At 29.9% G+C, this 20,211-nt stretch carries 20 protein-coding genes; 18 read left to right on the top strand and 2 right to left on the bottom strand.

The genetic code is table 11. The features are described 5' to 3' along the window. Positions 1 to 133: 133 nt before the first annotated feature. Genes B5E92_RS04875 through B5E92_RS04860 form a run of 4 tightly spaced genes read left to right on the top strand, consistent with a single transcriptional unit; the run spans position 134 to position 4,278 of the window. On the top strand, positions 134 to 967 hold the full coding sequence (locus tag B5E92_RS04875) for a hypothetical protein (protein ID WP_204245235.1): 834 nt from the start codon (positions 134 to 136) through the stop codon (positions 965 to 967). Further along, the gene (locus B5E92_RS04870; protein ID WP_087299769.1) at positions 964 to 2,643 is read left to right on the top strand and encodes an ABC transporter ATP-binding protein; all 1,680 of its coding nucleotides are present in this window, start codon (positions 964 to 966) and stop codon (positions 2,641 to 2,643) included. The genes B5E92_RS04875 and B5E92_RS04870 overlap by 4 nt, the downstream gene beginning before the upstream one ends. Positions 2,644 to 2,656: 13 nt before the next feature. Beyond that, a complete protein-coding gene (locus tag B5E92_RS04865; protein ID WP_087299767.1) occupies positions 2,657 to 3,484 on the top strand; it encodes an energy-coupling factor transporter transmembrane protein EcfT in 828 nt (275 codons plus the stop codon). Positions 3,485 to 3,495: 11 nt separating this feature from the next. After that, the gene (locus tag B5E92_RS04860; RefSeq protein WP_087299765.1) at positions 3,496 to 4,278 is read left to right on the top strand and encodes a PHP domain-containing protein; all 783 of its coding nucleotides are present in this window, start codon (positions 3,496 to 3,498) and stop codon (positions 4,276 to 4,278) included. Between the two features lie 20 nt (positions 4,279 to 4,298). Here B5E92_RS04860 and B5E92_RS04855 read toward each other — a convergent pair whose 3' ends face one another. After that, positions 4,299 to 5,120, bottom strand: coding sequence for a MurR/RpiR family transcriptional regulator (locus B5E92_RS04855; RefSeq protein ID WP_087299763.1), 822 nt, complete (start codon positions 5,118 to 5,120; stop codon positions 4,299 to 4,301). Between the two features lie 249 nt (positions 5,121 to 5,369). Here B5E92_RS04855 and B5E92_RS04850 point away from each other — a divergent pair, with 249 nt between their 5' ends. The 3 genes from B5E92_RS04850 (at position 5,370) to B5E92_RS04840 (ending at position 8,575) form a co-directional block, all read left to right on the top strand. Then, positions 5,370 to 6,203 (top strand): MurR/RpiR family transcriptional regulator, encoded by an 834-nt coding sequence (locus B5E92_RS04850; protein WP_087299761.1) that lies wholly within the window; start codon positions 5,370 to 5,372, stop codon positions 6,201 to 6,203. Between the two features lie 123 nt (positions 6,204 to 6,326). Beyond that, positions 6,327 to 7,736, top strand: a complete 1,410-nt coding sequence (locus B5E92_RS04845) for a family 1 glycosylhydrolase (protein ID WP_087299759.1) — start codon at positions 6,327 to 6,329, stop codon at positions 7,734 to 7,736. Beyond that, complete coding sequence (locus tag B5E92_RS04840; protein WP_087299757.1) at positions 7,733 to 8,575, top strand: YitT family protein; 843 nt, start codon at positions 7,733 to 7,735, stop codon at positions 8,573 to 8,575. Before B5E92_RS04845 ends, B5E92_RS04840 begins: the two co-directional genes overlap by 4 nt. 107 nt (positions 8,576 to 8,682) lie before the next feature. Here the strand turns inward: B5E92_RS04840 and B5E92_RS04835 are convergent, their stop codons facing one another. Beyond that, positions 8,683 to 9,381, bottom strand: a complete 699-nt coding sequence (locus B5E92_RS04835) for a GntR family transcriptional regulator (RefSeq protein WP_087299755.1) — start codon at positions 9,379 to 9,381, stop codon at positions 8,683 to 8,685. Between the two features lie 145 nt (positions 9,382 to 9,526). Here B5E92_RS04835 and B5E92_RS04830 point away from each other — a divergent pair, with 145 nt between their 5' ends. The 11 genes from B5E92_RS04830 (at position 9,527) to B5E92_RS04780 (ending at position 20,190) form a co-directional block, all read left to right on the top strand. Beyond that, positions 9,527 to 11,740 (top strand): family 16 glycosylhydrolase, encoded by a 2,214-nt coding sequence (locus B5E92_RS04830; protein ID WP_087299753.1) that lies wholly within the window; start codon positions 9,527 to 9,529, stop codon positions 11,738 to 11,740. A 322-nt stretch (positions 11,741 to 12,062) separates the two neighbouring features. Then, a complete protein-coding gene (locus tag B5E92_RS04825) occupies positions 12,063 to 13,016 on the top strand; it encodes a sugar ABC transporter substrate-binding protein (protein ID WP_087299751.1) in 954 nt (317 codons plus the stop codon). Beyond that, positions 13,016 to 14,341 carry a sensor histidine kinase gene (locus tag B5E92_RS04820; protein WP_087299749.1) on the top strand — a complete coding sequence of 442 codons (1,326 nt, stop codon included), beginning with the start codon at positions 13,016 to 13,018 and terminating at the stop codon, positions 14,339 to 14,341. Before B5E92_RS04825 ends, B5E92_RS04820 begins: the two co-directional genes overlap by 1 nt. After that, positions 14,319 to 14,993: a response regulator transcription factor gene (locus tag B5E92_RS04815; RefSeq protein ID WP_087299747.1), complete on the top strand. Its 675-nt coding sequence runs from the start codon at positions 14,319 to 14,321 to the stop codon at positions 14,991 to 14,993. The genes B5E92_RS04820 and B5E92_RS04815 overlap by 23 nt, the downstream gene beginning before the upstream one ends. Further along, complete coding sequence (locus B5E92_RS04810) at positions 14,986 to 16,275, top strand: ABC transporter substrate-binding protein (protein WP_239406403.1); 1,290 nt, start codon at positions 14,986 to 14,988, stop codon at positions 16,273 to 16,275. Before B5E92_RS04815 ends, B5E92_RS04810 begins: the two co-directional genes overlap by 8 nt. A gap of 141 nt (positions 16,276 to 16,416) precedes the next feature. Next, positions 16,417 to 16,839, top strand: a complete 423-nt coding sequence (locus B5E92_RS04805) for a PTS sugar transporter subunit IIA (RefSeq protein ID WP_087299743.1) — start codon at positions 16,417 to 16,419, stop codon at positions 16,837 to 16,839. Between the two features lie 14 nt (positions 16,840 to 16,853). After that, positions 16,854 to 17,345 carry a PTS sugar transporter subunit IIB gene (locus B5E92_RS04800; RefSeq protein ID WP_087299741.1) on the top strand — a complete coding sequence of 164 codons (492 nt, stop codon included), beginning with the start codon at positions 16,854 to 16,856 and terminating at the stop codon, positions 17,343 to 17,345. Between the two features lie 27 nt (positions 17,346 to 17,372). After that, positions 17,373 to 18,212, top strand: coding sequence for a PTS sugar transporter subunit IIC (locus tag B5E92_RS04795; protein WP_087299739.1), 840 nt, complete (start codon positions 17,373 to 17,375; stop codon positions 18,210 to 18,212). A 1-nt stretch (position 18,213) separates the two neighbouring features. Beyond that, the gene (locus B5E92_RS04790; protein ID WP_087299737.1) at positions 18,214 to 19,047 is read left to right on the top strand and encodes a PTS system mannose/fructose/sorbose family transporter subunit IID; all 834 of its coding nucleotides are present in this window, start codon (positions 18,214 to 18,216) and stop codon (positions 19,045 to 19,047) included. Positions 19,048 to 19,062: 15 nt separating this feature from the next. Beyond that, positions 19,063 to 19,329: a hypothetical protein gene (locus tag B5E92_RS04785; RefSeq protein WP_087299735.1), complete on the top strand. Its 267-nt coding sequence runs from the start codon at positions 19,063 to 19,065 to the stop codon at positions 19,327 to 19,329. Positions 19,330 to 19,386: 57 nt separating this feature from the next. Then, on the top strand, positions 19,387 to 20,190 hold the full coding sequence (locus B5E92_RS04780) for a Cof-type HAD-IIB family hydrolase (RefSeq protein WP_087299733.1): 804 nt from the start codon (positions 19,387 to 19,389) through the stop codon (positions 20,188 to 20,190). Positions 20,191 to 20,211 lie beyond the last annotated feature (21 nt).

Genomic DNA, 20,211 nt, shown 5'->3' with positions numbered 1-20,211 from the left:
TCAGTCAATATTATGAAATTTTTATTTCATTTAAGTCAGTTAACGAAATATTAATATTCATTTTACCTGTCTATGATTTAACTTATGCTTATCCATGATAATATAACGTTGTCATGAAGAGGAGGATATTAAAGTGAAAAAATCAATGACACAATCCCAAAAGTTAATGACATTTGTTTTAAGTATGTCATTATATGGATTAGCAACATTATTTACAGAAATGATACCATCATTTCAAATTGGAATTATTGAACTATCAGTAGAGTATTTCTTATTTATACCTTTAGTTTTAGCATTTTTATTTGATCCGATGTCAGCAGCACTTGGGGCAGCGACAGGAGAACTTGTATTTAGTGAAATTATGTTAGGACAGTTCGGAGGATTAGGTGAACTGGAAAAATTTATAACATTAACAATAGGTATTTATATTGCAGGTAGACTTGTTAAAAATCCTAGAAATGTCAAAAGCGTGGCTTTAGCTTCGATATTGGCAGTTATCATTCAACAAACATTAGGGTGTATTGTTGATATTTTAAAGGTTCAGTTAGCAGTTGAAGAATTTGAAGCTGTGGCTGGATTACCAGAATCTGTTTTCTTTACCGAAGGATTTGCTTGCTTAAATGATATTTTATTTTCTGGTATTTTATTTGCTATGTTACCAAGTATGTATTTAGTACCAAAATTATATGGAAAAATAGAACCATTATTAGGAGTATCGCCACGTGATGAAAATACATTGATTAGTGGTGGGGAAAAAATAAGTATAAGGACAATTGGTTTATGTTTGATTGCTTTTATTGTTGCCGTAGGTGGAGAGTTTTTAGCTGAAAACGGTATGGCAATTATTGATTGGGAAGCTTCATGGGCTGGAAATAGCAATGCTATGACGATTAGTGCGATTGTTGCTTGTGTTGTTATTGTCGGTGCTTTGGTTTTTATGAAAAGAAGAAAAGAGGTAAAACTATGATCGAGATACGTGATTTAAGTTTCACATATCCCGGAGCAGATAAACCAACTTTACAGCATGTTGATTTAAAAATTAAAAAAGGTGATTTTGCCGCAATTATTGGAAACAATGGTTGTGGCAAATCAACTTTATGCAAAACGTTGAATGGACTGATTCCAAGATTTATTTCCGGGAATATGACAGGTAATATTTTTTTAGATAATAAAGATATTAAATCAATGAATATTGGTGAAATTGCTAAAAAAATAGGCTATGTTTATCAGGATTTTGAGAATCAGATTGTATGTCCAACGGTACTAGAAGATGCATCTTTTGCTTGTATGAACTTTGGGGAAGATAATTATCAAGAGAGAGCTTTAAAAGTTTTAGATATTTGTGATCTTCGTAATCGTAAAGATGATTATATCTGGCAATTATCAGGGGGACAGTTGCATTTACTGGCTTTGGCTGGAGCTGCTGCTTTATCACCGGATATTCTGGTTTTAGATGAACCCATTGCTCAATTGGATCCTAAACATGCTAAAAGAATTTATGAAGTTTTAACAGAATTGAATCAAAAATATCATAAAACAATTATAGTAATTGAACATCATACGGAATATATTGCTCAATATTGTCAGCATGTGATCTTTATGAAAGAGGGAACGGTTCAATGGCAATTACCTGTTAATGAGGCACTGTCTAGAGTTGAAGAATTAGAAGAAAGTTCTATTTTTCCCCCACAAGTCACTGTGGCAGCCAAGAAATTAAAGGATTTAAATATCTATGATCCTCATCAGCCATTACCGACTACTGTTGCAGACGGAATACAGTATTTTGCTAAACATAATAGGATTATCGACGTAACTAAAAAGAAACAAATAATTCATGAAAGTGAGCCAGTAATCCAATTTAAAAATATTACCTTAAAATATCGTAGCGTAAAGGGAAAACCACATGAATTGATGAAAGATTTCAATTTGGATATTTTTAAAGGTGATAAAATTGCTTTGATTGGATCAAATGGAGCGGGAAAATCATCGTTGATGAAAATGATGGTTGGTCTCATTAAGCCGCAGGTTGGTCAGGTTGAAATTATGGGACAAAATACACGTGATTACTCAGCTGAGCAGTTATCACCATATATATCTTTAGTATATCAAAATCCTGAAGAAATGTTCATTAAGGACAGTATTAAAGCTGATATTGAATTTGCAATGAAAGAAAGAGGTATAGAAGGATATCAACAGCGTGCCCAAGAATTAATGAAACTTTTTCATCTTGAAGATATCCAGTACCGGGATGGCCGATTATTATCAGGTGGTCAGATGAGAAGAGCATCATTAGCGATAGGTGTTGCGCTTAAACCAGCAATTTTACTTTTAGATGAGCCAACTGCAAATTTAGATATTGCGACTCGTAAAGAAATAATTAAGACTTTAGATATTTTAAAAGATGTTATAGAAACAGTTGTGATTGCAACCCATGATATGCAATTGGTTTGTGACTGGGCACAACGTATTATTGTTTTATCTGCAGGGTATATTATTAAAGATGGAAATAGGGATGAAGTTTTTCAAGATCGTTATGTACGACAAATGGTTGGTATCGAACCACCACAAATCTATAAAATGGGTGAAGCTTTAAATATTCACTGCTATGAAATTGAAGAATTTATTCAGGCTTATGATTGTTAAAGGAGGGTAGTTCATGTTACAAAAATTATCACAAAATATTTTAGATAAATTTACAATAGAATTTTTGAGGAATCAAGTCTTAAAAAATGCTTATGGTAATGACGATACACCAATAGCTAAATTGGATCCAAGAGTATTATTATGCTGGTATTTATTTTTTGGATTGGTTCCGTGGTTTATAAATAATTTGGTATTTTTACTAGGTTTGTTTTGCTTTGTGGTACTTACAACAAAGCTAGCTAAAATTGCACCATTAGTTTTATTTTTGTTTTGCATTGGTGTTTTTTCGCAAACCGGATATTTATTTATTACTGCATTGTTTTTTGGAGGAGGATTAGCAACAGTAGCCCCTCTACTAATCATGACTTTAAAGGTAGCCGTCACATCACTGGCTTCAATTACTGTTTTTTCTGGATTGAATCCAGATCGTTTGGCTACAGGGTTAATGTATTTTGGTTGCCCAGATCAATTGACATTTAGCATTTCCTATGCTTTTAGAATGTTACCTATTTTAATGGAAGAATTTCAAAATGTATTGTTATCTTATCGTTTGCGTGGTAAATCACCATCTAAAAAAACATTCTTAGGCAAAGTAAAATATTTAATTTATCAAATTAGGATTATTATTATGTCTTTTTACCCTTTAATGCTTAATACTGCAAAACGTTCACGTACTACGGTGGAAGCTTTAGAACTTAAAGGATATCGATATGCTAATGAAAATAAGATTGTTCGAAAAATAAAACTAAAGACATTGAAGATTGAAAAAAACGATATCATATTTATAATAGTTTCGATTATTTGGATTATTTTATTAATTCAAATTAGCATGATATTATAAGGAGGAAATTTATGAAGATTGATTTTCATACTCATGGGAAATTGGCAAAAAAATTACCATTTTCTAAAGAATATACAGATTTGTTATTTCAAAAGGCACGAAAGAAAGGGCTTGATGCGATTTGTTTGACTGAACATTTTAATACGTTATCTTTTCGCGATATGTACAATTATATTTATAATGAATATGAGCATGTTGGTGATGGATGCCAGACTAAAGATGGTTTATTCATTTTTTTTGGAATGGAAGTTGATATAGCTGAAGGTGGTCATACTTTAGTGATTGGGCGATATCAGGATATTATTTCGTTAAATTGTTTATTAGATGATTATAAACAAAAAGGCTGTTTTTTACCATTTGATCGTTTGTGTGAACTGGTTAAATCTTATGATGTTTTATTTGGTGGTGCACACCCATTTCGTCAAGGCAGTCACATTCCTGAATTATCTTTAGAACAGTTGAATCAATTTGATTTTTTTGATTTAAATGGTAAAGATTTATCATGCAATCAACAACAGACAGAGATGCAAGTATCATCTTTAGCTACTTATTGTCATAAGCCTGTTGTTGCTGGTAGTGATACCCATCAGGCAACACAGTATGGATGTGTTATGACTTGTTTTGAAAATAATATGACAACATTGAATGATTTAAAAAATGAAATCAAAAATCAAAAATATACAATCACAATTGCTGATAGTTTGACTATTCAGGTAGAAGATGCCACGATTCAAAAAAGACTTCTTAAAGAAGTCTATAAATTAGGTGGCAATTATGTTGCTTTATTAGATTGATTGAAAATACAAAGATAGTTTTATCTTTGTATTTTTGTTTTATGATTTTCTTTTAATTGATACATGTCTTCTAAATACTGCATGTACTCTTTACCGCCGGCTTTGGCTACTTCAATAATCAAAGCATCGATATAGGCCATGGCAATCGCAGACGAATGATATTCATCTTCATTGCCACGATAGACATAGAGATGATGATTAATTTTCTTTTCCTTCAAATGGCGACTTGACATCATCATCACGGGGCAGTGCTGTTCATGACAATACTCGATTGTTATTTGAGCTTCAATAGGAGTTTTTTGAAAAGCGAAAATCATCATGTAATCTTGATTAGTAATTAATGGTAAAGTTTCAAAAATTTCTGATCCGCTTGAAGGCATGATGACAACTTTCTTTTTAAATCTTCTTAATCGAAAAGATAATAGTTGCGCTAGTGCTAATGTAGCTCCTTTAGCGAATAGATAAATTGTTTCGGCTTTTACGATATGGTCAACGATGTGTTGAAAATCTTCAAGATCGATATGATTCATTGATTGTTCTAAATATTGTTTTTGCAACTGAAGAAATTCTAAAACCGATTGACTTTGTGTTACTGTTGCAGATATCTTTTCATTCGGTGAGAGACTATTTTGAATGATATATTGTTTCATTTGTTTAAAATTATCAAAGCCTAAATGACGTGGTAAACGAGATATTGTCGATTGAGATATATGGGTAGCTTGTGACAATTCGTGAATTGACATAAAAGCAACTTCTTGACTATAAGAACAAATGTATTCGATTAATTTCATTTCGTTTTTTGTTAATTGTTTAATTGATTTATCTGTTAAATTAAAAACCATAGTAGCACCTCAAAAATATTATACATGAGGATTAAACAAATGAGAATAGATAGATTATTTGTAGAATGTATTTTAATAAAGGAAAAATGAAGAACTAATTAAAAAGTATTTGTAGTAAATGATGATATATAAATTCAAAGTAAATGTTGAATAACATAAATAAGTATGTTAAAAAAGTAATATGATTATCACAATAGTTATAGTACATTAGAAAATGTTTTCTTATTATGATATGAAAGAGGGGCAGCTATGTCATTATTAAAGCGGTTATATATACAAGAAAATTTTACTGAAAGAGAAAAAATGATATCAGATTATATTGTTGAAAATAGTGAAGAAGTTGTAAACATGTCTTCTCGTGAATTAGCACGAAAAACTTTGACAAATTCAACAACTATTATACGTTTTATAAAGAAGCTAGGATATCATAGTTATAATGACTTTAAAGTAAATCTTTTATATGATTTAAAAAACGAAATATACAGTAAAGAAGATTTATGCTTAGATAAGCAAGAAAATATTTATACAATATTAAATAAATTAACGTCTTTACATGAACGAGTTATTTTTGAAACAAAGAAAAATATGAATATTGAAAATATAATAAAGATTTCAAAAATTCTGAATGAAAGTCACGAAATTAACTTTTTTGCTACTGATGCTAATAAGGCGATTGCTGAATATGTATCTCATAATTTATTTTTAATTGGGAAAAAATCAAATGTGTATAGTTCGATGGATAAAATTTTATTATATAATAATGTTAGCCATGAGGATTTGTCATCTATTATTGTGATAACAAGGCAAGGACAGGATAAAAATATCGCAAGGGCCATGTTAGAACTAAAAAAAAGCGGTATAAAAACAATATCCATATGTTCTAATGAAAATTCTTTGATTGTAAAAAGGGCTGATTTTTTTATAAAAGCTTCTTATATTGAAGGAGTTAAAGAATTTGGAGAAATGATTTATGGAATATCTGTTCATTATATTTTAGATGTTTTGTTATCGTTGATTGCTGCTAATGATTTAGAAAAAGCAGTGTCTATATATAATGAAAATGATAAAAAATATGAAGATTAATGTATACAGTGCTACATAAAATATCGTTAAAAATGATATTTTATGTAGCACTGTTTCTTTTTAGATTTATAGCGTTGTTTTAAAATTTATGGTATGTAAAATAGCGCTTAAGGAGTGATAAAAATGAAAGAAAATTTTTTATGGGGTGGAGCTACTGCAGCAAATCAATTTGAAGGTGGGTATAACGAAGACGGTAAAGGATTAAGTATCGCTGATGTAACCTTAGGTTCTGTCCATGGGCAGCCAAGAGTGATACATGATGATGTTCATGGTGATTGTTTATATCCTAGTCATGTAGCAAGTGATTTTTATCATCGTTACAAAGAAGATATAAAATTGATGTCGGAAATGGGATTTAAATGTTACCGTATGTCATTGGCGTGGACAAGAATTTTTCCAGATGGTGACGAAGATAAAGCTAATGAATCTGGATTAGAATTTTATGATCGGATTTTTGATGAACTGGCTAAATATGATATTGAACCAATAGTGACTTTGTTTCATTATGAAATGCCATTACATTTAGTAAAAAAATATGGAGCATGGAGAAATAAAAAATTAATTGAATTCTCGGTACGTTATGCACAAACTGTTTTTGAAAGATATAAACATAAGGTGCGTTATTGGATTACTTTTAATGAGATAAATTCATTATTTATGGAAGAGGGTAGTTGGCATAGTTCAGGAGTTATTTTCAATGAAGAAGATGATATTGGGCAATTACAGTTACAAATCGCACATTATCAATTGCTTACAAGTGCTAAAATAGTCAAATTAGGACATCAGATAAATCGAAATTTTAAAATTGGTTGCATGGTTTTATATCCGTTGACTTATGGTGCAACATGTAAGCCAGTGGATCAATTGCTTGCTATGAAAAAAATAAATCAGACTTACTATTTTTTAGATGTCCATGTTAGAGGGTACTACTCTAACATATGTGAGGCATACTGGAAAAAAATGGGGAAAGGGCCTGATTTTACGGAGGATGAATTATATGAATTAAAAGAAGAAACTGTAGATTTTATTAGCTTTAGTTATTATTTTTCTGAAATTGAAGGTCAAGGAGAATTCGAAAGAATCAAAGGAAATATTTCCATTGGAGGTAAAAATCCATATCTTCCTATGACTAAATGGGGATGGCAAATTGATCCTTTAGGTTTAAGAATATCATTGAACCAACTTTATGATCGCTATCAGATACCACTATTTGTCGTAGAAAATGGTCTTGGTGCAGAGGATGTATTATTAGAAAATGGGAAAATTCATGATAATTATAGAATTGAATATTTGAAAAAACATATTAAAGCGTTATTGGACGCAATTGAAGATGATAAAGTTAATGTTATTGGATATACCGTATGGGGTTGTATTGATTTGATTTCTGATAGTACTGGAGAAATGAGAAAAAGATATGGATTAGTTTATGTTGATAAAGATGATAATGGAAATGGGACATTGAGAAGAATAAGAAAAGATTCATTTTATTGGTATAAAGAGTTAATAAGTAGCAATGGAGGAATATTGGAATGAAATATTTGTTTCATAAGAATACATTATTAATTGTCATTGGAAATTTTTTGTTAGCTTTTAGTGTTTGTGCATTCACGTTACCTTTTAATATTACTGTTGGAGGAACAACAGGAATATCAATTATCTGCAATAATTTATTTCAATTTAATTTGTCAGCAGTTGTATTAATTATTAATATTATATGTTTGATTTTAGGCTATGTTTTTATAGGAAAACAATTGGTAATTGGATCACTTTTATCATCTTTTTTATACCCACTTTTTCTTTCGATGTGTCAAAGAATACCAGGGATTACATCTTTAAGTCATGATATTATTTTATCAGCAATTATTGGTGGGGTTATTTCTGGCTTGGGAGTTGGACTTGCCATAAAAGCAGGGGCGACAATTGATGGATTAGAAATTATATCAGTTATTATAAATAAAAAATTGAGTGTGCCAATTAGTAAATCGATGTATATTATTGATACGTTGATTATGTTAGGACAACTTCCATTTTACAAATTTGATAAAGTGTTTTATGGTGTTATTTCAGCGTATCTTTTAACTTTTATGATAAACAAAGTTTTGTCATACGGGACAACTAAAGAACAAGTATTTATATTTACAAAACAATATGAATTACTAAAAAATGAGCTTATTAAAAATGATTTTGGAGTTACTTTATTTCATGCTTCAAGCGGGTTCAAAAATACTGAATTTCAAGTAGTAAATACGACTGTTTTTTCTAAAGAACTTCCTAAGATTAAATCAATTATTGAAAGAGTAGATAATATGGCTTTTGTTACAATACATTCTGTATCTGAAGTAAGAGGGAGAGGTTTTACATTAGAAAAATAATTAGAGTGTAGTAATGGTTTATCGACAGTAGTATGCAATATTTTTATTGATTAAATTAACTATATTTGAAAAATAACTCCCATATTAGTTTAAATATGGGAGTTATTTTATCTGTCTGAATTAAATAGATGAATATATTTGTAATTATACCATATCTTTGAATAATTAAATTGATTACCATTAGAAAGATATGTACTATCTTCAACAATTAAACCAAAATCATTATCGTCAAGATTTAATAGTTTTGCATCTTGATTACTTAATTTATTAGTAGAAATATATTTTTCAGAAAACCCAATTTGCAGGTGTAAATTATTTATAAGAAAGTCAAAAATAGATATTTTAGCGATATCTTCATTCAAATATGCAACGTAATCAGTATTGTAATAAGTATATTCTACGGCAATTGGTTTATTATCTATTATCATTAATCTTTTTATATAATAGAGTTTTTTTCCAATTTCAGTATTGAGAGATAATGCCAAATCATTATCAGCTTTAATAATTTCAAAATCTAGGATTTCTCTACTTAAAGAAGTTCCTGGATGTTCAGACGCGAATCCGCGAGTATTGCTTAAATTGATTACACTAGAATATTTTTTCTTTCTAACATAAATACCACTACCATGAATAGGAATCAAATCACCAGAATTAACTAAAATATTAATCGCATTACGAATTGTATTTTTACTTACATTGTATTCTTCCATTAAAAATTTCTCAGTTGGCAATTTTTCATTTTCTTTAAATTCACCATGAGCAATTCTACTTTTTATATTTTTAGCTATATCTTTATATTTAGCCATCAAATCACCTCTAAGGTTATTATATCATAAAATACCACACCATAAAAGTGGTAAGAATTAGTAAAATTGTTAGGTAACAATCTTATTGACATCATCTAAAATGAGAGATATACTAAATATAGAGATAAGATGAAAGGAGAAACATATGAAAAAGATATCGAAAGTATTGATGATTATATCGCTTTTGATGACTATGGCTTTAAATATAGGACAAGTTAAAGCTAAAACCAATAATTTGGTCAGAAATTGGGATTTTGAATCAGAAAATAACGAGGGGTGGGAACAAAATAAAGTAGGACATGTCATAGATGGAGTGAGTTATGGCGATGGTAATAAAGCTGGTGTTGTTCCTTCAGATTGTGCTGATGGTTATGTTGGACAGTATATATATAATCTTAAACCAAATACGACATATAAAATTACAGTACAAGCTAAAGTCGATACAGATGGAGCAAAAGCTATTTTGGCAACACGTGTATTTGATAACAATCCATGGGAATATGAAGGTAAACCAGAGAAAGATCAAATCTTAAAAGAAATGGCTGTCACTTCAACTAATTGGCAAGAGTACAGTTATGAATTTAATACAGCATTAAATACAAATAAAGTTTTTGTTTCATTAGTTAAGTGGGCTGGAGTGTCAGACAGTAATTATGAAGCAGTAAAAAAATGTAATGCGTATATTGATAATGTTATTATTGAAGAGGTGAACTCAATTGAAGTTCCTGAAGAAGATTATAATTTAGTATGGGAAGATCAATTCAATGGAGAAAAATTAGATTTAGATAAATGGCGTTATGAAACTGGTTATGTTAGAAATAAAGAATTACAAGAATATGTTGATAGTGAAGAAAATGTTTACTTAGAAAATGGTGATTTAGTTTTAAAAGCAACAAAAAAAGATGAGCCAGTTACTGTGACTGTTGATGGACAAGATCATAAAATGTACTATAATTCAGGAAGTATTGAGTCATTTGGTCACCAAGATGTTCTTTATGGAAAAATTGAAATGAGAGCGAAATTAACAAATGGTAAAGGTTTTTGGCCAGCATTTTGGACATTAGGTTCTGAATGGACAAGTGAAGGACAATTAGGAGAAGGAACAGCATGGCCTGAATGTGGTGAAATCGATATTATGGAAGCACCTGTCCAAAGTCCAGATGGAGTTAACAAGACAACTTGGGCAACTATTCATTATCAAAAAAATGGATCATATCAAAAGATGGGTGGAGAATATAAATTTAGTGAAGATTTAGCAGATGATTATCATATTTATGGAATCAATTGGACACCAGAAAAAATAGAATGGTATTTCGATGATATTGTATTTTATACCGCAGATATCTCTGATATAGAAAATTTCCAAAAACCACACTTTGTTAAATTAAATTTAGCAGTAGGTGGTAGCTGGCCAGGTAATACTATCGACGAAAGTAAATTACCAGCAGAGTATCGAATCGATTATGTAACTTATTCTCAAACAGAGGAACAAAAGGCGGCAGCAGATGCATTTTATGCAAATGCCCCACAGATTAGTGGAGTTAAAGATATAAAAGTTTTAAAAGGAACTCCAATTCTTCAGGAAAATGGAGAAAGTGGATTAGACTTATTAGATGGTGTTCAAGCTGTTGATAAAAATGGTAAAAAATTAACAGTTGGTGTTTCTACTTTACCATCAACATTCGATACTAATACTGTTGGAGAAACAATGTTAGTTTATACTGCAAAAGATGATTCAGGTGTATATGGACGCACCTATGCAACTTTAACAGTTGTTGATTTACCTGTTAAAGATGAATTGAAGAAACTTATTGAAGATGTTGAATTATTAAATGCCGATGATTATACACCAAATACATGGAGCAAATTGCAAAATGATTTAACAAAAGCTAAACAAGTTTTAGAAGATAACAGTGTTTGGCAAGAAGACGTAGATTCTATGGTTAAAACATTGGAAGCATCAATAGGATCATTAGTTAAAAGAGCTGATATAACAAAATTAGAATTAGAAATTAATAATATTGAAAAATTAGACAGTCAAAAATATACAGCCGAAACATGGGACAACTTAGCTAGTGTACTTGTGGATGCTAAGGCAGTTGCTGCAGATAAAAATGTAACACAAACTCAAGTTGATGATATATTATCACGTTTGGTAGATGCAAAAGGACAATTAAAATTAAAAGAAGATGGTAGTGTTAGTGTTTCTTGGACAAATTTGACTCCTTCACAACAAAAAGAAACTACAAACAAAGTTGTAAAAACAAGTGATGAAAGTCCAATCGGAATGTTAATGACAACATTATTGCTTTCTTCTAGTATGTTATATGTATTAAAGAAACGTAAAAATAATTGTTAAGTTAAAAAAGTGTTGAATAATTTTTGTAAAAGATAATTTGTTATAAATGATTACTTCTTTGTCTAAAAATAATATTGATTATCTATATTTATAGATAATATTCCAAAAATAATTGAAATGGAACATAACTATTGAAATGGATATGTTCCATTTTTTTGTTGAAAAAGATTTAAGTGTCATTTTATTTTATGTTTTGAAGTAATTAAAAATATTTTTATTAGAAAATAGTCAGTATAATTAAAATATATTGATAATCGAGAAAGTATTGTTAGATTGTTTATATAATATTATCGTGGTAGAATAAAAAAAGTAGGTGAAAAGGATGAAAAAAATTAATCGCAAATCAGTATATATTGTCATTATTTTAATAGTTGCTTTAATTACATCATTGATTTATAAAGAATATCAGTCACCATCAGATCGAAATCGGGTTTTTGGAGTAACGTACATGACAATGAATAACCCCTTTTATGAAGTTATTAATAATGAATTAATCAAGGTTGTCGAAGAACACGAAGATCAACTTTTAGTTCGTAATCCAGCTTTAGATGTTGATAAGCAAATTGAACAAATTTATTCATTTATTGATAGGCAAGTTGATGGGATTTTTATAAATCCTATTGATTCACAAAAAATTACGCCTGCATTAAAAGCAGCGCGCCAAGCAGGTATACCTATTATTATAGTAGATGCTCCTGTTGAAAATTCACAGTTAGTAGATAGTACCATAGTTTCTGATAATTATGATGCGGGAGTACAATGTGCTCATGATATGATGCAAAAAATGGATTCAGCAAGAATTATGTTGTTAAAGCATACAAATGTCCAATCTGCTAAAGATCGGATTGATGGTTTTTTAGATACAATTGCTGGAAATTCACAATATCAAGTTATTGATGAAGGAGAATGTGAAGGCCAATTAGAATTAGCAATGCCTTTGATGGAAAAAATGCTAGATAAAAATAGTGATGTTGATGTTGTAATGGCATTGAATGATCCTAGTGCATTAGGAGCGTTAGCAGCTTTAGAATCACGCCATATTAATGATGTTATAGTTTATGGGATAGATGGAACACCAGATTTAAAGTCATTGATTAGTAGTAATGAAATGGTAGCTGGTACTGTTGCTCAATCACCAATTTCAATTGGAAATATCGCTGGCAAAAAGATGTATGAGTTATTGTCAGGTAAAGATATTGAAGAAGAAATTATTATTCCAGTAAATTTAATTAATAAGGAAAATATTTCCTTTTATGATGAAACGGGGTGGCAATAATGATTTATTCACATCGTAAAACATTGTCAATTTTACATAATACAATGTCAATATTAAATCTAATAATTGTTCTTTTTTACGGAACTGTGATTCTTTTAACCACTCGTTATATTATTTTATCACAATTATCAAGAGACTTTTTAGATAATATTGATTACATACCTCATCATCCTTTAAAAGTTTTTTTTGGTTCATTATTTCTTTATGGTATTTTAATTTTTATTATGTATGGCCGTAATGAAAATGTTGTCACTCACAAATATATGAATATCTTTTATAGCATTATCGAGATAATAGTAAGTTTTGCATTAATTTATAGTATATATATGGGATATAATGGAATTTTATTTTTAGTATTTTGTGATTGTATTTTTCATCTAAAAGATGGTAGATATTCTAAATGGTTTATGGTGATATTGGTTATTGTATACCTAATATCTAGTTATGATGTTTTTTCAGCAATGTTTCCAATGGTAAGTGTCAATGACTATTTTCAAGTCTATGGATCTAATATTTCTGGTGTATTTATGATTGTCAAAGCATGTTTAGAAACAATTAATATAATTTTGTTTATTAGTTTCATGATTGTTTATCTTGCAGATGAAATTCAAGAAAATGAACATATTAGTGAAGAATTAAATATGATTAATCAAGTGAATAAAGAACTACAAAATTATGCTGCAATAACCGAAAAAATAGGCGAAAATAATGAAAGAAAACGTTTGGCAAGAGAAATACATGATACTTTAGGTCATGCATTAACGGGGATTGCTGCGGGAATAGATGCTTGTTTAGCAATGATTGAAATTAATCCTCAAGCTACTAAGCAACAATTAGAGGTCATTTCTAAGGTTGTACGTCAGGGAATAAAAGATGTACGTAATTCATTAAATAAACTTCGTCCAGGAGCATTAGAAGAGCATAGTTTTAAAGAAGCTATTGAGCGGATGATAGATGAGTTTTCTAGTGTAAGTGATTTAACGATTGAACTAAATTATCAATTAAACAATATTGATTTTGAAAAAAATAAAGAGGATATCTTATTTCGTATTATTCAAGAATGTATCACTAATGCTTTAAGACATGGACATGCAACATTTGTTGGTATTGATATTTATCAGGAGATGGATTTTTTATACCTAAAGATACAAGATAACGGGGCTGGGTGTAAAAATATTAAATATGGATTTGGATTAACCCAAATGAAAGAAAGAGTAGCTATTATCAATGGTGAAATTTATTTTGCAGGTGATAATGGATTTTTAACAATTGTCAAAATACCAATACAAAGGGGAGAAAAATATGGTGAAAGTAGTAATAGCTGATGATCAAGAATTAATAAGAGAATCACTGAAAATAGTTTTAGGAACTCACGAAGATATTCAAGTAGTTGCCACTGCAATGGATGGATTTGAAGTATTAAAAATTTTAGAACGAGAAAAAGTAGATATTATTTTGATGGATATTAGAATGCCAGGTATGGATGGGGTATATTGTACTAAAGTTGTCAAAGAAAAATATCCTGAAACAAAAATTATTATTTTAACAACTTTTGATGATGATGATTTTGTTTTTAGTGCTTTAAAATATGGTGCTAGTGGTTATCTGTTGAAGGGAGTAGGAATGGATGAGTTATATCAAGCTATTTTAACAGTAAATAGTGGAGGAGCAATGATTAACCCGGATATTGCTACTAAAGTATTTAGTATGTTTTCAAAGATGTCGCAAAATAATTTAGCTATTCAAGTTGACGAAGAAGCTATTCAGGATGTTACTCAACCTGAATGGCGGGTTATTCAGCAGGTTGCATTTGGTCTATCTAATAAAGAGATTGCACAAAAACTCTTTTTATCAGAGGGGACAGTGAGAAACTACTTAAGTTCAATATTATCAAAGTTAAACTTAAGAGATCGTACTCAGTTAGCTATTTGGGCTGTTCAGACCGGATTAACAACGAGGGATTTAAATAATGAATAAGAAAAAAATTATTTGTATTTTATTAGCTGTAGTATGTGTTTTATTAATTATTTGGCAACCTCAAAAAATAACATTAAAGATTGGTATTTTTGCAGGAAGTAATTGGAATGTGCCTAATGGTGATTGTTATAAAATTATTGATCAGGTTATTGAGAGATTTGAAAAAAAATATCCAATGGTTAATGTTGAATATGAAAGCGGAATTATAAAAGATGATTATTCACAATGGCTATCTTCGCAATATCTTAAAGGGGAAGAACCAGATGTATTTATGATATTAAGTGAAGATTTCAATACTTTAAGTGCTCTGGGAGCTTTAAAGGATTTGGATTATTTAATCCAGCAGGATACACAATTTAATAAAGATGATTATTATGAAAGTGCTTTGGATACAGGAAAATATCATGGTGATCAGTATGCATTACCATACGAAAGTAATCCGACATTAATGTTCGTCAATAAAACGTTGCTAAAAAATGAAAATATAGAGATTCCTAATAATGATTGGACGTTAGATGATTTTTATGGAATTTGTAAACAAATTACAAAGGATACTAATAACGATGGACAAATTGATCAGTATGGTTGTTATAATTATGATTGGCTAGATTCAATTTATAGTCATGAAATTAATTTATTTGATGATGATGGAGATGAGTGTTATTTAAGCCAGGAATCTGTAAAGAGTGCTTTATCTTTTGCACAAAGATTAACGGAACTAAATCAAGGTTACACAGTTACCTCTCAGGATTTTGATACCGGTAAAGTTGCATTTGCACCAATGACTTTTGCTGAATATCGAACTTACAAACCTTATCCATATAAAGTAAAAAAATATTCACAGTTTGAATGGGATTGTGTTAAAATGCCAGGGATAACTCAAAAAACTGGAAGTGAAGTATCGTCTTTATTAATGGGAATTTCTTCACGTACCTCTTATGAAAAAAAAGCTTGGGAATTTTTAAAAATGTTAACGTATGATCAAGAATCTCAAGAAAATTTATTCCGTTATTCGCAAGGAATATCATCTTTAAAAACTGTTATCCAATCTTCAAAAGCTTTAAATATGTTGAGTGATGAAGAATTAGGAGATACACAAGTTGATTTAAGTTTATTAAATGAGGTTATGCAAAATACAATAAGTCAAAATCAATTTAGAAAATATAATTCGGCATTAAGTATGATGGATACTCAAATTCAAAACATTATGAGAAATGGACAAGATTTAGATTTATCATTAATGTCTTTACAAAATGAAGTTAATGAATTTTTAAGAGAATAGTTTGCAACTATTCTCTTTTTTATATGACAATTGTCATACTAATAATCTGTTGATTGTCATTAATAAAATGTGACAATAGACAGATGGAATGAATGAGTTTTATTGATAGAATTTAAGTGTCGAAAGAGGAGGGAATAAAAAATGAGATATGTAGTTATGGTCAGTCATGGTCAATTTGCAAATGGATTAAAAGATGCGCTTATGATGTTGGCAGGACAACGTGAAGATGTTATAGCTTCAGGTTTAGAAAATGGAAAAAGTGCTGATGAATTTGCACAAGATTTTGAAAAGACTATTGATTTTATCAAGCAAGATGATGAAATCATTTTGCTTGGTGATTTAATAGGGGGTTCACCACTTACTACAGCAATGAATGTTATTCATGAAAAAAATATGGATGAACATTGCATTATTATTGGTGGTATGAATTTGCCATTAGCATTAACAACTGTTCTTATGAAAGACACATTAGATAAAGAAACATTTTTACAACAAGTTTTACATGAGGGACAAACAGCTTTAAAAGAATTCAAAATTGAAAATGATGAAGACGATGATATTTAAAGGAGGAAAAAATTATGTCAGTTTCATTTATTCGTATTGATGATCGGATGATTCATGGTCAAACATGTACACGTTGGGCTCGTGAATATCCTTGTGATGGGTTAATTGCTGTTAACGATAAAGCAGCAAAAAATGATGTTCTTAAGGCCGCTTATAAAGCAGCAAGTGGAAAAAAGACATTTGTATGGACATTAGCTGATTTTGAAAAAAAGAGTCAGAAAGTATTAGATAGTGATACACGTTATTTCTTAATCACTAAAAATCCAATTGATATGTGTAAAATTTTAGTAGATCAAAATTTTAAATGTGGAATTGATACAGTTATTGTTGGACCATGCAATGATAGAGAAGGTGCAGTCAAATTGGGAAATAATCAATCAATTACTCAAGAAGAGGCAGATGCATTTGAAAAAATAGCAAAAGCTGGCTATAAAATCAAATTCGCTTTATTACCTGATGTATCAATAGGAACATGGGATGATTTTAAAGGAAAATTTGGTTATTAATAATAATATAAAAAGGAGAAGTTAATTATGGAAATTAGTTGGATTCAAGCGGCTTTGCTAGGATTATTCGCTTGTTTATCAAGTATGCCTGGTTTAGGAGGAACGTCAATCGGTAACTATACATTAGGACGACCATTAATTGGTGGTTTAGTGTGTGGTATTATTTTAGGGGATATTTATACTGGTATTTTAGTCGGGGTTGCAATGCAAGTAGTATATATTGCATTGGTTACACCTGGTGGAACAGTTTCAGCAGATGTTCGTGCGGTAAGTTATATTGGTATTCCATTAGCAATGATTGCATTGAAGAGCTATGGTTTAGATGCTGGTAGTGCTGATGGGCAAGCAATGGCTACATCTTTTGGTACAATGGTTGGAACTTTAGGAACAGTTTTATTCTATGGTACTGCAACAATCAATCTTGTTTGGCAACATATGGGATGGAAAGCTGTTGAAAACGGAAACTTTAAAAAATTATATTTAGTTAATATGGGATTACCTTGGATCTCACACATTATTTGTTCTTTTATCCCAACATTAATCATGTGTAAAATGGGGGCACCAATGGTAGATTTAATTAAAAGTTATTTACCAATGGACGGAATTGCAATGATGACTTTATTTACAGTTGGTTCTTTACTTCCATGTGTCGGAATTGCAATTTTATTAAAACAAATTGTAACTAAAGCTATTGATTTTATTCCATTTTTCTTTGGATTTACTCTAGCTGCTGCTTTAGGTATCAATCTTGTTTCTGCAACAATTATTGCTGGAATGTTTGCGTTAATTAATTACAGAATTAAAATGTTGACACTAAACAAAACGGTAGCAGTATCAGATGATGAAGATGATGAGGAGGATATTTAAAATGGATAAAAAGTTAACAAAAAAGACTCTTACAAAGTCATTTCACAATTGGTATTATGGGAATTTAACATGTTTTTCTCAAGAACATATGCAAACATTTGGATATTTGTGTTCAATGCTACCTGTTGTTGAAGAATTATATAATAAAAAAGAAGATAAAGAAAAAGCAATGAAAACTTATACAGCTTTCTTTAATACCGAACCACAAATTGGATCAGTTATTGTTGGGATGACAGCTGGACTAGAAGAAGCTCGTGCCAATGGGGAAGATGTTGACGATGAAACAATTAATGGGTTACGTGCTGGGTTAATGGGACCATTAGCAGGAATTGGAGATTCGCTAGTTGTTGGAACAGTTATACCTATTTTATTAGGGGTAGCTTTAGGAATGTCAAGCGGCGGATCACCATTAGGAGCTATATTCTATATTATTGTATGGAACTTATTTGCTTACTTTGGAATGAAATTCTTATATTTTAAAGGATATGAATTAGGTGGAAAAGCAGTTGATTTTTTAGTCGGACCACAAGGAGAAGCATTAAGAGAATCAATCACTATGTTAGGTGGTATTGTTATTGGTGCTGTAGCTGCTACATGGGTTAGTGTTACTACTAATTTTACATTAACAGCTCAAGGTGCTAAAGAACCATATTTAGAATTACAAAAAACATTAGACAGTGTTTATCCAGGATTTTTAACAGCTGCATTTATTATGCTTTGCTGGTATTTATTAGCTAAAAAGAAAATGTCACCAATTAAAGTAATGTTGTTATTGGTTGTTATTGCCTTTGTTGGTGTATTAATTGGGTTCTTTAATCCAGGTTTACAATATTAAAAAGGAGATGAAGATATGGATGCAAAACTTAAAAATGCATATATTGCAGAAGTACAATATCAAACAAAAATGTTAAACCATTTAAAAAAATGGTTAAGAAACCTTATTATTTTTTCCTCAATATCCTTAGTTCTTGTTCTGTTTGGTGCATCCATTCATCCATTCATGCAAATACTGGGAGTTGTATTGATGATTGTTAGTATTCTTGCATGTGTTTTAGTTGGGCTTGGATATAAAAATGGGCGCAACAATATTTGTAAAATTATAGATAATATAAAATAAAAAAATGGGTTTTGTTCTTTGAGAATAAAACCCATTAAAATTTAGGGAGGACTTAAGATGAATCAAATAGTATTTAGTGATGTTGATGGAACGTTATTAAATGATCATCACGAGATTACGTTTTTAACTAGAAAAGCTATTCTTGAATTAGAAAGTAAGAAAATTCCATTTGTTATTGTTTCTGCAAGAAGTCCTTCGGGAATTTTGTCAATTTTGAAAAAATATAATATTAAAGGAACTATTATTGCATATAGTGGTGCATTAATGATTGATAGCAAATTAGACATTATTTATACTCAGAGTATGAATGTAAATTATGCAATAAATATTATCGAATATCTTGAAAAGGAGCATTTTGATTTATCATGGTGTGTGTATTCTTTTGATCAATGGCTAGTAAAAAATTGCAATGATTCAAGAATTCAAAATGAAGAAAATATTGTTAAAGTAAAGTCACAACAAACAACAATCGATCAATTATCTCAATTCACTGCTATTCATAAGATTTTATGTATTTGTAATCCAGAAAAAACATTATCAATAAAAGAAAAAATCCAGTCACATTTTAATAACTGTACTATTACTCAATCATCCAATAATTTAATAGAAATAATGGATCAAAATGTTAATAAAGGTACTGCGATAAAAAAACTATGTGAGTTATGGCAAATACCATTGGATAATACAATTGCATTTGGTGATCAGTATAACGATTTAGAAATGTTGAAGATAGTAAAATATGGGTATGCAATGAAAAATGCCCCCAAAAATATTCAAAATCAGGTAAAAAGAGTAACCTTGGATAATAATCATGATGGGATATATCATGCATTATTAAAATTAAAAATAGTTGAAAAATAAATTAATAAAAGAAAAGAGATG

This window comes from Erysipelatoclostridium sp. An15, assembly GCF_002160675.1.
Lineage (GTDB): Bacteria > Bacillota_I > Bacilli_A > Erysipelotrichales > Coprobacillaceae > Thomasclavelia > Thomasclavelia merdavium.
Note: the sequence above shows the minus strand (reverse complement) of the source record. Positions and strands in the feature narration are given on the sequence as shown.

Coding starts and splice junctions, on each gene's coding strand:
- B5E92_RS04870 (WP_087299769.1), top strand. CDS start 964: ATGATCGAGATACGTGATTTAAGTTTCACATATCCCGGAGCAGATAAA.
- B5E92_RS04865 (WP_087299767.1), top strand. CDS start 2,657: ATGTTACAAAAATTATCACAAAATATTTTAGATAAATTTACAATAGAA.
- B5E92_RS04860 (WP_087299765.1), top strand. CDS start 3,496: ATGAAGATTGATTTTCATACTCATGGGAAATTGGCAAAAAAATTACCA.
- B5E92_RS04855 (WP_087299763.1), bottom strand. CDS start 5,120: ATGGTTTTTAATTTAACAGATAAATCAATTAAACAATTAACAAAAAAC.
- B5E92_RS04850 (WP_087299761.1), top strand. CDS start 5,370: ATGTCATTATTAAAGCGGTTATATATACAAGAAAATTTTACTGAAAGA.
- B5E92_RS04845 (WP_087299759.1), top strand. CDS start 6,327: ATGAAAGAAAATTTTTTATGGGGTGGAGCTACTGCAGCAAATCAATTT.
- B5E92_RS04840 (WP_087299757.1), top strand. CDS start 7,733: ATGAAATATTTGTTTCATAAGAATACATTATTAATTGTCATTGGAAAT.
- B5E92_RS04835 (WP_087299755.1), bottom strand. CDS start 9,381: ATGGCTAAATATAAAGATATAGCTAAAAATATAAAAAGTAGAATTGCT.
- B5E92_RS04830 (WP_087299753.1), top strand. CDS start 9,527: ATGAAAAAGATATCGAAAGTATTGATGATTATATCGCTTTTGATGACT.
- B5E92_RS04825 (WP_087299751.1), top strand. CDS start 12,063: ATGAAAAAAATTAATCGCAAATCAGTATATATTGTCATTATTTTAATA.
- B5E92_RS04820 (WP_087299749.1), top strand. CDS start 13,016: ATGATTTATTCACATCGTAAAACATTGTCAATTTTACATAATACAATG.
- B5E92_RS04815 (WP_087299747.1), top strand. CDS start 14,319: ATGGTGAAAGTAGTAATAGCTGATGATCAAGAATTAATAAGAGAATCA.
- B5E92_RS04810 (WP_239406403.1), top strand. CDS start 14,986: ATGAATAAGAAAAAAATTATTTGTATTTTATTAGCTGTAGTATGTGTT.
- B5E92_RS04805 (WP_087299743.1), top strand. CDS start 16,417: ATGAGATATGTAGTTATGGTCAGTCATGGTCAATTTGCAAATGGATTA.
- B5E92_RS04800 (WP_087299741.1), top strand. CDS start 16,854: ATGTCAGTTTCATTTATTCGTATTGATGATCGGATGATTCATGGTCAA.
- B5E92_RS04795 (WP_087299739.1), top strand. CDS start 17,373: ATGGAAATTAGTTGGATTCAAGCGGCTTTGCTAGGATTATTCGCTTGT.
- B5E92_RS04790 (WP_087299737.1), top strand. CDS start 18,214: ATGGATAAAAAGTTAACAAAAAAGACTCTTACAAAGTCATTTCACAAT.
- B5E92_RS04785 (WP_087299735.1), top strand. CDS start 19,063: ATGGATGCAAAACTTAAAAATGCATATATTGCAGAAGTACAATATCAA.
- B5E92_RS04780 (WP_087299733.1), top strand. CDS start 19,387: ATGAATCAAATAGTATTTAGTGATGTTGATGGAACGTTATTAAATGAT.